Source organism: Pseudomonas sp. MWU347, from assembly GCF_017947305.1.
GTDB classification, from domain to species: domain Bacteria; phylum Pseudomonadota; class Gammaproteobacteria; order Pseudomonadales; family Pseudomonadaceae; genus Aquipseudomonas; species Aquipseudomonas putida_A.
Genome location: NZ_JAFGZB010000006.1, coordinates 58,811 through 73,216, shown reverse-complemented (window position 1 = coordinate 73,216; position 14,406 = coordinate 58,811). Strand labels below are relative to the sequence as shown.

The following is a 14,406-nucleotide window of genomic DNA, read 5'->3' as shown; positions in this document are numbered from 1 at the left end:
ATCACTCTACGAACAGTTTAATAGTTTCGGCCAAATGCGAACTGACCATATGGGTAAAGCCCTGTTCATCGGTGATGCCATGCTCAACACGCCCATCGCCTCGCTGAATCGCATAAGGGTGGTCGGGAATAGGTTCGCCCGTGGCTTCATTAACGACCTGCATCCGATCATTGAAATGCACCGGCATCGGCAACAACCCACTAAACGCTGCCCCTCCGCCACTTTGTCCAATCATCACCGTGCCCGAACCACCGACCACGACATTGCCGTGGCCACCGGTGCTGTCGAGGGTTGCGGCGTTCAGGCCGTTGATGAATACGGTGCCGGAAACAGCGCCGGTGATCGGGCTGCCACAGGCTGATTTGTCGGTCATGCGCGCAGCGGCGAGGCCGTCGAAGAAGACGTCGGGCGAGCCGGAAACGATCGGGTTGGTGCCATGGCCTGGCAATGGGCAGGCGGTCGGGTCGGTGACGCGGGCGGCGGGTTTACCACTCAATTCAAAGCTCCTTGCTTCAGAGGTTCCGGGTGCGGCTGATGGATGTCGATGTCGGTCGCGGCGAAGCGCCAGCGGTTGTCGACAGGGTCGAACAGTGCGTGGCAGTGCTCACGGCTGTCGGGTGATGTGGCAGTTTGCAGATGTCGCCAGGCGCGGTCGGTTTGCCAGGCCAGTTCGGCCGGCGCGGCGTCGTCGAGTTCGTTGAGCCAGGCGTTGTAATTGCGCAGTTGATTACGCTCGTAAGCCGTTTGCAGCAGATCGGCCATTTGCACGCCGAGGTCCAGATGATGTTCGGCGGTCCACTGGCCGATCTCGGAATAGACGTACCAGCCCATCGGCATCAACGCGCCGTCCTTGAGCAACGAATGGCTGGCGGGGGCGACGAAACCGCAACAGATGTGCAGCGTCAGCCAGCCCTGATGCGCGTCGATAAACGCATTCGGCTCGAAGTGGCGTAACGCGATCACACGGTAGTCACCCAGGCCGGCGCTGCGTGTCATGAGTTCGGCGTCGAGCCGCGACACAAACGCACGAATGGCTTTGCCGCCCGTGCGATTGACGATGCACAGGATGTCTACCGGTTGACGCTGAGGGTTGTCAGAGCAGCCTGAGTTTTTCACCAGGCCATACAGGCGCATTGACGCCCGCAATCCGCTCATCGCCGGTCACTCAGAGACACAGCGAAGGCCCCACGGGCGTGGAGAAGTTTTGCCAGAAGCATTGCAGGTGTCGTCCGTGAGCGCGCAAAAATGGCGCGTAGAATGCCGGACTAGAGCGGTGGCGGCAATCACTTCAACATCGGATTGCCATCATCTCCTCAGCCTTCGGCAAACTCACGCAACACCTTGCCATCCATGCGATAGCGCACCCACTCTTCCTGCGGCTGCGCACCGAGGGATTTGTAGAATTCGATGGCCGGGGTGTTCCAGTCCAGCACGCTCCATTCGAAGCGCCCGCAGTCATTGGCACAGGCAATTTTCGCCAGATGCCGCAACAGGGTTTTGCCGGCGCCGCCGCCGCGTTGTTCGGGGGTGATGTAGAGGTCTTCGAGGTACAGGCAATTGCTGCCGAGCCACGTCGAATAGCTGAAGAAGAACACCGCAAAACCGATCGGCACACCGTCACGCAGGCAGATCAGGCCGTGGGCGGTGGCGCCCTCGCTGAACAGGCTGCGCTCGATGTCGGTGACGCTGGCGATCACTTCGTGGCGAGCCTTTTCGAAATCTGCCAGTTCGGTGATGAAGGCGAGGATTTGCGGTGCATCGCTGGGGGTCGCCGGGCGGATTTCGATCGTCATGAACGGGCCTTGTCGGAAAAGGGAAAGCGCCATACTAAGGCCGGATGCGGCGCTCGTCACATGGCAACACAGAGAATATCCTGCGCCGATATTGCAATGTGGGAGCGGGCTTGCTCGCGAAAGCGGTCTGACAGACAACAATGATGGTGACTGGATTGACGCCTTCGCGAGCAAGCCCGCTCCCACAGGAACTTCGCCAGTCTGAAAGGATGCTCATGAACACTGAGATTTTTATGCCCGTGGAGGCGCTTGCAGCAGCACTGCTGCCCCACGCCCTCGAACCCGGCGACGACGGTGCCCACGACCTCGCCCACCTGCAACGGGTCTGGCACAACGCGCGCACCTTGCAGGCCGAGGAAGGTGGCGACCTGGAAGTGTTGCTCGCTGCCGTGCTGCTGCACGATTGCGTGTCCGTGGAAAAAAACTCGCCGCTGCGCTCGCAGGCTTCGCGCCTCGCCGCAGAAAAAGCCGCCAACGTGCTGGCCGATCTGGACTGGCCCGAAAGCAAAATCAGTGGCGTCACCCACGCCATCGAAGCCCACAGTTTTTCCGCCAACATCACCCCGCTGACCCTCGAAGCGAAACTGGTCCAGGACGCCGACCGGCTCGACTCGCTGGGCATGCTCGGCGTTGCCCGCACCTTCTACGTCGCCGGGCGCATGGGCAGTGCGTTGTACGACCCGCTCGACCCTGAAGCCAAGGAGCGCGACTACGACGACACCCGCTTCTGCCTCGATCACTTTCAGACCAAGCTGCTGCACCTGGCCGATGGTTTCCAGACTGGCGCCGGTCAGCGTCTGGCGCAGATCCGCCATCAACGCCTGAAGGGTTTCATGGAGCAGTTCAAGGAAGAAATCGGCCTCGACTGATAATCCTGTGTCTCGACCGTTCGTCGCTCATCAGGCACCAATCCGATTCAAGGGCAGACCAAACACAGGTAAGGAATTCAATCACTGGAGAAGCCCTATGATCCCGTCAAGGTTGACTGCCCTCGTATTCAGTGCCCTGCTCTGCCCAGCGGTCTTCGCCGCGTCCACCACCGCAGCGGGCACAGGCCCCACCGATCCGGTTCCATCACCGCGCGCCCCGGCCATCAACAGTGCCCCAGGCATGAACACCGATGGCTCCGGGGTTCCATTGATCAACCAGCCACCTGCCACTGGCACCGACCCACGCACCCAAGGCAGCGACCCCGGCCGCCAGGGTGGCATGAACACCCCTGACTCCCCCGCCACACCCGATAACGCCGGCCCCGGCATCGGCTCGAAAACCACCACCGGTGGCTCGGGCTCCGAGGGCGGCAGCCAGTAGTTCGCCGACGCGAGCGTCCTATTCACATCCATGAAGAGGTAACCATGAACGTCGATAAAAACCTGGAAAAAGAAGTCCTCACCCGCCTGCTGCATGCCCATCCGAGCGGACTGGGCAAAGAGGTGCTGGACAATTATCGCGGCGAGAAAGTGGTGGCCAGCGCCCTCGCCTCTCTGCAGGATCGCGGACTGATCCACCACGGTCATGTGACCTGCAACGAGGCCGGCGAACACTCGTTGAATCTGCCGATCAAGCTCAGTGCGGCTGGCGTCGAAGCGGCGCGCAAGCTGGATCTGCAGTAGACCTCAGGCCGCTCGCTGCCGGTGCGGCGAGCGGCCGAATCTGCACACAAGAGGAGAAATCCCATGCCTCGTGGAAGCAAAGACAAATACACCGCCGAACAGAAGCGCAAGGCCGAACACATCGAAGACAGCTATGAGAAAAAAGGCTTGTCGAAGGATGCAGCCGAGGCGCGTGCCTGGGCGACGGTCAACAAACAGTCGGGCGGCGGCGAAAAGGCTGGCGGTTCCGGACGCAAGAAACCGGCGAGTGCCAAGTCCGAAGACCGCAAAGAATCATCGCGGCGAGCGGTGGCCAGTCGCGGGGGACATGCGCGCGACAGCAAGGCCTCGCGCGAGACGCAGACTCTCGACAGTCTGCGCAAAGAGGCGCGGGCGAAGAACATTGCCGGGCGTTCTTCGATGCGCAAGGATGAGTTGATTGCGGCGTTGCGCAAGGCCGGCTGATCCATATTTTGTGCTGAGCCGTATGGCCTCTTCGCGAGCAAGCCCGCTCCCACATTGGAGTTGTGAAAGACGCAAATCCCCCCTGTGGGAGCGGGCTTGCTCGCGAAGGCGGTTGATCAGTCGCCGCAGGACTCGCGGATAAACCCATCCACTTCAGCCGCGCCCGGCGCAGTCGCCGGCCCCCATCGTGTCACTGCCAAAGCCGCTGCCGCATTCGCCCGCCGCGCCGCCTCATGGGCGGGCAAACCCTGCGCCAACCCGGCGACGAACACCCCGGCATGGGCATCACCCGCCCCGTTGCTGTCCACGGCTTTTACCGCAAACCCCGGCACATGCCGACGCTCGCCACGCTGCTGAATCCAGCAACCCTGTGGTCCATCGCGCACCACCATCAGCACATCCTTGGGCAGATGATCCGCCAGCCGATCCAGCGCTTGAGCAATGTCTGCAGCCTCGGTAAAGCGCAACGCCTCGACGCTGTTGCTGGTCCACACATCAATGCGCGGCAGCAGCGCCCGCATCAACGGCGAGTCCGGCGACTCCACCAACGGCCCCGGATCGAACACCACGTTGATCACCTCCGGCAGCGCCAGCGTCCAGTCCAGCAGCGCCTGCGCCTTGCCTGCGTGCAGCAGGCTGTAACCGCTTACATAAACGTAGTCGCCCGCCTCGGCCGCCACGCTGTTCAAGTCCTCTCCGGTCACCTCACCTTCAGCGCCGATGTAGGAAATGAAACTGCGCTCGGCCGACGCATCGGTCAGCGCCACGCATATCCCGGTATCGCGTTGTGCAGGCATCTGGATGCCGATGTGAATGCCTTCATCCTTCATCGCCTGACGCGCCAAGTCACCAAAACGTCCGGAGCCATGGCGACCGAGATAAACCACCGGCAAACCATTGCGTACGGCTGCGGCCATCACGTTGAAGCCGCCGCCAGCCTCGAAAGCGGCAGACTGCGCCAGCACATCGCCGCCGACTTGCGGCAACTGATCCACGGCCATGACCAAGTCGATAATGACCTGGCCGGTGTGCAACATCTTAGGCATGAGCATTCTCGACTTGCGCGGCGCGACGATCTTTCGCCCCGCCGAGAACCAGGTAAATGCCACCGGCCACCACGAAGGTCACGATCCAGCCGAGGCCGTTGTGGCCCAGCCACGAGTCGGACAAAAAGCCCTTGAACCAGACGTTCTCGGCCGTGGTGCCGATGGTGGTGAAACTGAAGCCGAGCACGATGGCAATCGCCCACGCGCCGAACGCGCGCCACTCGATGCCGCCGCGATACCAATAGGCGCTGCTCGGGCTGACATCGAGCAGGTCTTTGGGGCTGTAGTAGTGACGGTGAATCAGGTCGACGACGAAGATCCCCACCCACGCGGTGATCGGCACCGCCAGCAGCGAAATGAAGGTGATAAACGGGCCGTAGAAGCTGTCGGCAATCAGCATGAAGTAGATCGAGCCGGCGAAGATCGCCACGATGTCGACCACCACCGCGTAGACGCGTTTGACCTTCAGACCGAGGGTCAGCGTGGTCAGACCGGCGGAGTACACCGACAGGTTGTTCGACAGCAGCAAGCCACCGAACGCGGTGATCAGGTACGGCACGGCCATCCAGGTCGGCAGCATGTCGCGGATGGCCACGATCGGGTCAGTCGCCGATGCCAGATCGTTGTTGCCCACCGACAGCAGGCCGCCGAGGGTGATCAGCAGCACCAGCGGAATCCCCGCACCGAACGCCGCCGAGGCGACCAGCCGTACAGCCTTGACGCTGCGGTGCTGATAGCGCGACATGTCCGCACCCGCGTTAGCCCAGCCGATCCCGGTGCCGGCGGCCATGGTGCCGATGCCGATGATCATCGCGCTCAGCGGCGCTGGCGTGGCGTTGAACACCGCGCTCCAGTCGATGGTCGCGCAGAGGAAGCCGCCGACCAGAATGTTCAGCGCGCCGAACACGTAGGTCGCCCACTTCTGGATCACCAGCAAGGTGGCGTGACCGAGGCCGGAAACCGACAGGGTCAGCAGCACGAAAATCGCGATGAAGATCAGCGTCAACACGGGCGCACTTTTCGCTTCAACCGGCGAGCCGAACAGGATCGAACACAGCGATAGCAGCACGAACGCCGCGGTAGTGGTGTTGACCGTTTCCCAGCCCAGACGCGACATCAGCGAGACCAGCGTCGGGCCGATATTGCCACGCACGCCGAAGATCGCCCGCGACAGGGTCAGACTCGGCGCGCGGCCACGGCGGCCGGCAATCGAGATGATCCCGACCACGGCGAACGAACCGGCGGCGCCGACGATGGCAACGATGATCGCCTGCCAGATCGCCAGCCCGCGAAACGCCACCAGCGTGGCGCCCAATGGTAGGCCGAGAATGGAAATGTTGGCGGCGAACCAGACCCAGAACAGTTGCAGCGGATGACCGTTGCACTCAGCTTCCGGCACCGGCTCAATGCCGCGGGTTTCCAGTTGCCCGGCGCTTGGCCCGGCGTTTGTTGAACTCATGAACAGTGCTCCTGTTTGCCTTTATTGTGGTTGTGGCAATGACTCAAAACGACAAGACATCCCGGCCATCCTCGGCCTGTCTGTGCGATCCATTGCGGGGTAAAAATCCGTAATCCGCAGCGCGCCATTCGCGAGCAAGCCCGCTCCCACAGGAGATTTGTGAACGGCTCAAATCCCCTGTGGGAGCGGGCTTGCTCGCGAAGGCGTCAGCTCAGTCAACGCAGGGTCAACAGCCCCTGCACCAACGGTTCAAGCTCCAGATGATTGACCGCTTTGACCGTGGCAATCATCGGCGCCGGCCAACTCTCAAGACCCAGGCAGGCCCCGAGCATGGCGCCGAGAATCGCCGCGATGGTGTCAGTGTCACCGCCAAGGCTGGCGGCCATGCACAACGCATCGAATGCGCTCATCTCGCCAACGGCCACTTGCTGCGCCAGGGCGAACGACACCACCACCGATTCCTGCGAGGCCACCGAAGTGCCGATCACGTCGTACAGCAGATCCGCCAGTAGCGCCTTGTCACTGTCGACGCTGATGGTTCGCGCCCAACTGATGCGCGAAGCGATGCGCCCGCCGGCCACCCAGTGCCCATGTGCCTCGGCCTGTTGCGCAATCTGCTGGCCAAGGTTCAATGCCTCGCCCAGATCCATGCCGTTGATCCCGGCCGAGACCACCGCCGCCACCGCCGCCGCACTGGAAATCCCCAGCGTGGTGTTGTGGGTGACCTGACAGGCCTGCACCACGGCCGTAATGAAACGCTCGGGATCGGCGACGTCTGCCGCAATGCCCACCGGAGTGATGCGCATCGCCGCGCCATTGGTAGTGCCGTAACGCCCGGCCTCCTCCGGCGAGTGGCCGGCAAGGATCATTTCAATGGCGCGTTTGGTCGACGGGCCGAGCAGGTCCTGCGACCCCTTGGCCTGCATCTCGGCTTCCCATTCGATCAGCCGTTGGGCGAGGACTGCCGGCTCGATCTGACCCTTGCCTTCGACCAGCAACTCGCCGACCAGAATCGCCTGTTCGGTGTCGTCGGTGATCGAGCCCTTGGGCATGTTGGCGGCGATCGGTTGCAGAGGACCGGCATCCTGCAGATCGGTGATGTGGCCGAAGCGGGTCTTGATCGTTTCGCGGTTCAACGATTGCGTCGGCATGCCCAGCGCATCACCGAGGGCCAGGCCATAAAACGCACCGAGGGCACGGTTGAGCGCGGTCATTTCGATTCTCCAAATTGCAGGTGCAGGCGGAAATGCACCGGGTCGAGCAGGCTTTCGACCTGCTCCATGAAACGGTTCTGCCGGTCGTATGTGGTACGCAGGGCCTTGAGGAACACGGTGCCGACCGGGCGCCCGAGCAGTTCGGCGTCTTCGGCATTGAGTGGTTCGGCGCCGATCCACTGATCACCGCGCTCGCCGATGTAGCCGTAAGCGGCCAGGGTGATGGTCAGCGAGTTGTCGATCAGACCGACGCGCGGCAGGCTTTCCAGGCCGCCGGTGGCCGGCATCAAAGAACGTTCAAGGGACACCAGCGTGCCGTCGTTGGAACGACGACGGCGATCGAGGGTGATGAATTGGTCGGTGCCGAAGCGCGAAAGCAGATCAGGCCGCGTCACCGCTTCCAGGCGCAGCACTTCGGTGTTGATCAGCGCCCCGCTGTCGGCCAACGCCTGCGCCCAGCCGCTGCGCTGATCGAGCACTACACCGTCGAAGGTGACGATCGAGCCGACTCCGCTCTGCGTAGCGATGTAATTGCGCCGCTTCAGTTCGGCCAGCGCTTCGCGCAACGTGCCACGGCTGACATTGAATTCCTGAGCCAACTGATGCTCGCCGGGCAACAGAAAGCCGTCCTCCATGAGGCCGCTTTCGATGCGCCGGACGAGTTCGTCGACCACCCGTTGTTTCTTATCAAATCGTACCTGTCTAATCATGTACAAAGTGATAACCGAAACGGGTGCGGGCGGGCAAGGAATTTTTAGGGGATATGACGGAAGGTCTGGCTCGGCGCGGTCCCCTGTGGGAGCGGGCTTGCTCGCGAAAGCGCTGTGTCAGACGCCGAAAATATTGACTGACACACCGCATTCGCGAGCAAGCCCGCTCCCACAGGGGGATTGAAGATTACCGTTGTTTCAGGCGATCGATGACGACGGCCAGCAACAGAATCGAACCACGAATCACATACTGATAAAACGTATCAATGTTCTTCAGGTTCATCGCATTCTCGATGATCGCCAGAATCAGCACCCCGGCAATCACGTGGCGGATCATGCCGATCCCGCCGCTCAGCGACACGCCGCCGAGCACGCATGCCGAAATCACCGTCAGCTCGAAACCCTGGCCAATCATCGGCTGCCCGGAGGTCATGCGCGAAGCGAGAATCACCCCGGCCAGCGCACCAATCACGCCGTGCACGGCGAAAATGATGATCTTGGTCCGGTCAACGTTGACCCCGGCGAGCAATGCCGCCTCCTGGTTGCCACCGATGGCCATGGTGTTGCGCCCGTAGGTGGTGTAGTTCAGCAGCCAGCCGAAGAACAGGAAGCAGACGATGGTGATCAGGATCGGCACCGGCACGCCGAACAACTGACCGTTGCCGAACACGAAGAACGATTCCTGCGACACGCCCACCGCTTTGCCGTTGGCAAAAATGTAGGCCAGGCCGCGAACGATCTGCATGGTCGCCAGCGTGGTGATCAACGCGTTGACCCGCAACTTGGCGATCACGATGCCGTTGATCAGCCCGACAATCAGGCCCATCACCAGCGCTGCGCTGACGCCGAGGAACACGCTGTTGGTGTCGCGCATCACCACCGCCGCAACGACCCCCGCGCAGGCGATCACCGAACCCACCGACAAGTCGAAGTGACCTGACGCCAGGCAATACAGCATGGTGCACGCGGCAATGCCGGTGGTGGAAATCGCCAGACCCAGCCCGCGCATGTTCAGCGGCGAGAGGAAGTTATCGATCAGCAGCGTGCAGGCGACGAAGATACCGATCGCCGCCAGCAGCATGACCCAGTCGTCGAGGAAGCGCCGCAGGTCCAGCGGTTTGCGGGGAGTCGGCAGCGCCTTGTTTTGGATGGTCATCATAGTCACCTCTCAGTTCGCCACGCCGTCAGCGCGATGGCGCGGCAAAGCCAGTTGCAGCAGGTTGGATTCATTGGCCTGGTCGCGGCTGACTTCGCCGCGCAGCGCGCCTTCGCAGAGCACCAGAATGCGGTCGGAAATGCCCATCACCTCCATGAGGTCGCTGGACACCACGATCACCGAAATACCGTCGGCGGCCAGGTTATGGATGATCTGGTAGATCTCGGCCTTGGCGCCGATGTCGATGCCGCGAGTCGGCTCGTCGAGCAGCAGCACCTTCATCGGCATCGACAGCCAGCGGCCGAGAATGGCCTTCTGCTGATTGCCGCCGGACAGGAATTTGATCTGCTGACCGGCGTGCGGGGTTTTGACTTTCAGCGCCTTGATCTGCTTGTCGGCGTTGCCCTTCTCCCACAGCCCGCGCAGCAGGCAGCCGAGGCTGGCATTGGCGCCGCGCGCGCTGATGTTGATGTTCTCGGCAACGCTGGCCAGCGGGATGATCCCCTCTTTTTTCCGGTCCTCGGGGCACAGCAGGATCCCGGCGGCAATCGCGTCGCGCGGCGAGCGCAACTTCAATTCATGCCCGCGCAGTTCGAGGCGTCCGGCGGTGTTGCGTTCAAGCCCGCTGAGCAAGCGGAACAGCTCGGTGCGCCCGGCCCCGACCAGGCCGAACAGCCCGAGAATCTCGCCCTTGTGCGCCTCGAAACTCACCGGCTCACGCAGCCCAGGGCCAAGCAGACCGTCGACCTTCAATGCCACCGCGCCGCGTGGACGACTGCGGTAATCGTAGATGTCCTGGATGTCGCGGCCGACCATGCAGGTCACCAGTTGATCGTGGGTCAACTGGCTCATGTCATCGAAGGTGCGCACGTAACGGCCGTCCTTGAACACCGTCACCGCATCGCAAATGCGGAACACTTCTTCCATGCGATGCGAGACGTAGAGCACCACTTTGCCCTCATCGCGCAGGCGGCTGATGATCGCCATCAAACGGTCGATTTCGCGCGCCGAGAGGCTGCTGGTCGGCTCATCGAAGGCAATCACATGCGCGCCACGGGACAGCGCCTTGGCGATTTCCACCAGTTGCCGCTGGCCGAGCGACAGGCGCCCGACCTTGGTCTGCGGATCGATTTCATCGGCCAGGCCCTTGAGGCAGGCCAAGGCATTCTGGCGCAGGACGCCACGATTGATCAGGCCGAAACTGGCCGGCAGATGACCGAGAAACAGGTTCTCGGCCACGCTCATTTCCGGCACCAGATGCAGCTCCTGGTGAATCACCGCGACGCCGCTGCCGATGCTGTCGGCGGTCGACTTGAACGCCATGGTCTGCTCGCCGATCTGCAACTCGCCGCTGCTCGGAATGTAGGCGCCACCGAGGATTTTCAGCAGGGTCGATTTGCCAGCGCCGTTCTCGCCCATCAAGGCGTGCACCTGCCCTGGATGGGCGACGAAGCTGATGGCGTCCAGCGCCTTGACCCCGGGGAAGGTCTTGCCGATCCCGTTGAAGCGCAGGCTGCCGCCGGCGCTGCTTGCATGTGTCTGTACTTGCGCGTGCATCTGAGTCACCTCTTCACACCGATCGAGCAGCCATCAATTCCACAGGCCGATTTTTTCCAGCTCTTGCTTGAAGTTCTCACGGGTGATCAGGGTGACGTCGTCCATCGCTGTGTACTTCGGCGGTTCTTTGCCGGTGGTGACCCACTCGTACATCATCTCGGCAGTCTTGTAGCCTTCGATGTGCGGGCTAGGCAGCATCGAGCCGAAGAAACCGCTGTTGGGCTTTTTCAGCTCGCCGATGGCGTCGGTGCCGTTGATGCCGATGCCAATCACATTGGCCGCAGCGAACCCGGCGGCTTCGGTGGCGCGCACGCCGCCGAGTACGGTGTTGTCGTTCATGCCGCCGATGATCAGGTTCTTCGCCGCGCTGGGCAGCTTGACCAGCGCCGAGTTGGTGGCGTCCATGCTGCCTGGCACGTCGAGGGTTTTCAGTGCGGCGGTCAGGATGTGGTCTTTCGGCAGGCCGGCGTCTTCGAGCGCCTTCATCGAACCGTCGGTGCGCTTCTTGCCGGTGTCGAGTTCGTTGTAGGTGTTGACCACCGCGTAGGTGTCTTTCCAGTCCCAGTTGCGCTTCTTCGCTTCGGCGACCATCGCGTTGCCCTGCTTCTGGCCAACTTCGAACGCGGCCATGCCGAGGTACGGCACGTCCTCCATGAACTTGCCGCTGGCGTCGACGAAACGATCGTCCACGGCAATCACTTTGAGGTCATTGAGTTTGGCTTTGGCCATGATCGCCGGGCCGAGCGAGACGTCCGGCGGGCAGATCACGAAGCCTTTGGCACCGTTGGCCGCGAGGCTGTCGATGGCCGAGAGGGTTTTCTCGCCGTCTGGCACGGCGATCTTGATCAGTTCGAAGCCTTTATCCTTGGCGGCTTTTTCAGCAAAAGCCCACTCGGTCTGGAACCACGGCTCTTCAGCCTGCTTGACCAGGAAACCGATTTTCACGGCATCGGCAGCCAGCAGCGTACTGCTCAGACTGAACGCGGTGACCGCCAGCGCGGCACTGCACAGGGTACGAATTCCGAAACGACGTTTCATAAGCTGACTCCTTGTTATTTTTTTTGAGCAAATTAAACAGCTTGTGGCGAGGGAGCTTGCTCCCGCTGGGCTGCGAAGCGGCCCTAAAACCGGTTACCTCGGTCAATCAAACACACCGCGCAGCCCGAATTTACGACTGCTGCGCAGCCGAGCGGGAGCAAGCTCCCTCGCCACAGGTGTGGTGGCGTGACACGTACTGCTGCAAAGCCTGTTGAAAATAGTCATATCGTATGATGATTGGATTTCACGCGGAGTTCACCGCCTGAAACACGATCCACTCAGTCGTGGTACATCACCGAGCGCCCACCATCGATGGTGATGCAAGAGGCGTTGATGAACGGCGCTTCATCACTGGCCAGAAACACGGCGGTCATCGCCACTTCGAGCGGCTGGCCGATGCGTTTCGGCGGGTGCAGATCGAATGCTCGCTGACGCTCGGCGTGCGGATCGGCGAAACCGTTCCAGTAATCGACGTTGAGTTGCGTCTCGATGTACCCCGGGGCGATGGCGTTGACCCGAACGCCCTTCGCCGCGTACTCGATACCCAGCGCCCGGGTCAGCCCAAGCAGGCCGTGCTTGGCCACCGGATACGGGAAGCAGCCGGGAATGATGTGGCTGGAATGGGTCGAGGCGATGTTGATGATGCTGCCGACACCCTGCTCGATCATCTGCAGCAGCACGGCTTTGCAACCGTACCAGGCGCCGTCCAGATCGATGGCGAAGCAACGACGCCAGTCTTCTTCGGTCATTTGCAGCGGGTCGCGGAACACGTTGACTCCGGCGCAGTTGACCAGCACGTCGATGCGCCCGTGCAGCTCGATGGCCCGTCTGGCCATGGCATGCAGGTCTTGCTGGCGCGAGACGTCAGCCTTGATCGCCTGCACGTCGTAGCCCTTGTCGCGCCACTGAGCGGCAACCTTCTCGACCTTCTCTGCCTGAATATCGCTGATCACCAGTCTGGCCTGCTGCGAGGCGAACGCGGCAACGATGGCTTCGCCGATGCCTTGAGCGGCACCGGTCAGCAGCACCACTTTGTTTTTCAAACGCTCACCCTTCGGCGGCGCGGGCACCGGCGGCAAGGAAAGAGGTTCAGCCATGGATCAGGACTCCTGTTCGTCAGCACAAAAAAACCGGGCATCTGTCGATGTCCGGTCTGGAAGACTGTGAAAACGAAACAGGCAGGCGCGGCGAGCGACGCCGGGCCGTTGCGAGACGCTGACTCCGCTGAGGAGTGCGATAGAGGTTCGCTGCATCACTTCACCTGTTTTGTTCTTTTTAAGTGTGAGTGCGTGTTACTGCTGGAGCCGACTATAAACCCGACTGCCAAATAATCTCAATATATAATTTTGCATCCCATATTTTGGGATTCAGCCTGCAAACCGCGTGCAGAGTTTGCCCGGCACATCGACCCTCATCGACAGGACTGCGCCATCCAGTGGATGGTTGCGCGGACTCTGGGCGCTGGTGATGTACAGGGTTTTCAGGTCTTCGCCGCCGAATACGCAACTGGTTGGCCGGCTGACAGGCAGATCGATTTTGCGGTCGACCTTGCCGTCCGGCGTAAGGCGCAGCAGGCAGCTGCCGTCCCAACGGGCGTTCCAGACATAGCCCTCGGCGTCGACTGCCGATCCGTCCGGGCCACCATTCTGGTCAGGGCCATACCAGATCTCGGCGTTATCCAGATTGCCGTCGGTGTGAATGAAATAGCGATTGAGCGCCCCGTCGAGGCTGTCGCCGAACAGCAGCGTGGTGCCGTCGTCGCTCCACAGCAGCGTGTTGGGAATGCCGAGACCGAGCAGCAATGGCGTGACACGCTGGTCGGGGTCAATGCGGAATAAGCCACCGGAACGACGCTCGATCGGCAGGTCTTCGCCGTTGTCACCGATGTTGTTCTGCATGGTGCCGAGCCACAGTCGGCCTTGGGCGTCGCAGCGTGCTTCGTTGGGCCGATTGCCGGGTTGCGGGTCGGCGATGCAGAACAAAGTCAGGCGTGGTTCGAGGCCCGGGGAATCGAGATCCAGACGATAGACGCCGCTGCTCAGGGTCACCAGCGCATCGCCGCTGGCACAGGGGATGAACGCGGAAACGTGCTCGGGCATCTGCCAGATCTGCACATTGTTGCCGATCAGCCGCAGCGCCTGCTTGCCGGCGATATCGACCCAGTACAGCGCCTGGGTCGGGGCGTCCCAGAATGGCCCTTCACCGAGCCTGGCGCGGTGTTGAGTTACGGCGGTCCAGCTCATGGCAACTCCTTGTGTCTCGGTGTTCTAAATGTGGGAGCGGGCTTGCTCGCGAAAGCGGAGTGTCAGTCGATGGCGGCGTATCTGATTCGGCGCCTTCGCGAGCAAGCCCGCTCCCACACGGGAATTCAGGCTT

16 protein-coding genes are annotated in these 14,406 nt (G+C 61.9%); 4 read left to right on the top strand and 12 right to left on the bottom strand.

The features are described 5' to 3' along the window. Position 1: 1 nt before the first annotated feature. From KCG87_RS14565 to KCG87_RS14555, 3 genes are all read right to left on the bottom strand, one after another. On the bottom strand, positions 2-496 hold the full coding sequence (locus tag KCG87_RS14565) for a PAAR domain-containing protein (protein ID WP_098965003.1): 495 nt from the start codon (positions 494-496) through the stop codon (positions 2-4). Next, positions 493-1,155 carry a hypothetical protein gene (locus KCG87_RS14560; protein WP_135296326.1) on the bottom strand — a complete coding sequence of 221 codons (663 nt, stop codon included), beginning with the start codon at positions 1,153-1,155 and terminating at the stop codon, positions 493-495. The genes KCG87_RS14565 and KCG87_RS14560 overlap by 4 nt, the downstream gene beginning before the upstream one ends. A gap of 158 nt (positions 1,156-1,313) precedes the next feature. After that, positions 1,314-1,793, bottom strand: a complete 480-nt coding sequence (locus tag KCG87_RS14555) for a GNAT family N-acetyltransferase (RefSeq protein WP_003226995.1) — start codon at positions 1,791-1,793, stop codon at positions 1,314-1,316. 215 nt (positions 1,794-2,008) lie between these two features. On the opposite strand from KCG87_RS14555, the gene KCG87_RS14550 reads away from it, so the two are divergent. From KCG87_RS14550 to KCG87_RS14535, 4 genes are all read left to right on the top strand, one after another. Continuing rightward, positions 2,009-2,662 (top strand): HD domain-containing protein, encoded by a 654-nt coding sequence (locus KCG87_RS14550; RefSeq protein WP_210558187.1) that lies wholly within the window; start codon positions 2,009-2,011, stop codon positions 2,660-2,662. A gap of 97 nt (positions 2,663-2,759) precedes the next feature. Beyond that, on the top strand, positions 2,760-3,104 hold the full coding sequence (locus tag KCG87_RS14545; protein ID WP_096794893.1) for a hypothetical protein: 345 nt from the start codon (positions 2,760-2,762) through the stop codon (positions 3,102-3,104). Between the two features lie 44 nt (positions 3,105-3,148). Next, positions 3,149-3,406 (top strand): hypothetical protein, encoded by a 258-nt coding sequence (locus tag KCG87_RS14540; RefSeq protein ID WP_096794892.1) that lies wholly within the window; start codon positions 3,149-3,151, stop codon positions 3,404-3,406. A 63-nt stretch (positions 3,407-3,469) separates the two neighbouring features. Continuing rightward, positions 3,470-3,850 carry a Rho termination factor N-terminal domain-containing protein gene (locus KCG87_RS14535; RefSeq protein ID WP_134787064.1) on the top strand — a complete coding sequence of 127 codons (381 nt, stop codon included), beginning with the start codon at positions 3,470-3,472 and terminating at the stop codon, positions 3,848-3,850. A gap of 116 nt (positions 3,851-3,966) precedes the next feature. Here the strand turns inward: KCG87_RS14535 and KCG87_RS14530 are convergent, their stop codons facing one another. The 9 genes from KCG87_RS14530 to KCG87_RS14490 all read right to left on the bottom strand — a co-directional run bounded on the left by KCG87_RS14530 (position 3,967) and on the right by KCG87_RS14490 (position 14,273). Continuing rightward, positions 3,967-4,896, bottom strand: coding sequence for a PfkB family carbohydrate kinase (locus KCG87_RS14530; protein WP_098965007.1), 930 nt, complete (start codon positions 4,894-4,896; stop codon positions 3,967-3,969). Next, positions 4,889-6,355 (bottom strand): cytosine permease, encoded by a 1,467-nt coding sequence (locus KCG87_RS14525; RefSeq protein ID WP_098965008.1) that lies wholly within the window; start codon positions 6,353-6,355, stop codon positions 4,889-4,891. The genes KCG87_RS14530 and KCG87_RS14525 overlap by 8 nt, the downstream gene beginning before the upstream one ends. 215 nt (positions 6,356-6,570) lie before the next feature. Further along, positions 6,571-7,569, bottom strand: a complete 999-nt coding sequence (locus tag KCG87_RS14520) for an ADP-ribosylglycohydrolase family protein (RefSeq protein ID WP_210558185.1) — start codon at positions 7,567-7,569, stop codon at positions 6,571-6,573. Then, positions 7,566-8,279, bottom strand: coding sequence for a GntR family transcriptional regulator (locus KCG87_RS14515; RefSeq protein ID WP_134787068.1), 714 nt, complete (start codon positions 8,277-8,279; stop codon positions 7,566-7,568). The genes KCG87_RS14520 and KCG87_RS14515 overlap by 4 nt, the downstream gene beginning before the upstream one ends. Positions 8,280-8,466: 187 nt before the next feature. Further along, entirely contained in the window at positions 8,467-9,435 is a 969-nt protein-coding gene (gene araH, locus KCG87_RS14510; protein WP_027612371.1) for an L-arabinose ABC transporter permease AraH, read from the bottom strand. A 12-nt stretch (positions 9,436-9,447) separates the two neighbouring features. Then, positions 9,448-10,992 (bottom strand): L-arabinose ABC transporter ATP-binding protein AraG, encoded by a 1,545-nt coding sequence (gene araG, locus KCG87_RS14505; protein WP_134787069.1) that lies wholly within the window; start codon positions 10,990-10,992, stop codon positions 9,448-9,450. 33 nt (positions 10,993-11,025) lie between these two features. After that, positions 11,026-12,030 (bottom strand): substrate-binding domain-containing protein, encoded by a 1,005-nt coding sequence (locus KCG87_RS14500; RefSeq protein ID WP_047295641.1) that lies wholly within the window; start codon positions 12,028-12,030, stop codon positions 11,026-11,028. Positions 12,031-12,308: 278 nt separating this feature from the next. After that, entirely contained in the window at positions 12,309-13,127 is an 819-nt protein-coding gene (locus KCG87_RS14495) for an SDR family oxidoreductase (RefSeq protein WP_210558183.1), read from the bottom strand. Positions 13,128-13,397: 270 nt separating this feature from the next. Beyond that, the gene (locus tag KCG87_RS14490; RefSeq protein ID WP_210558182.1) at positions 13,398-14,273 is read right to left on the bottom strand and encodes an SMP-30/gluconolactonase/LRE family protein; all 876 of its coding nucleotides are present in this window, start codon (positions 14,271-14,273) and stop codon (positions 13,398-13,400) included. Positions 14,274-14,406: the final 133 nt, after the last annotated feature.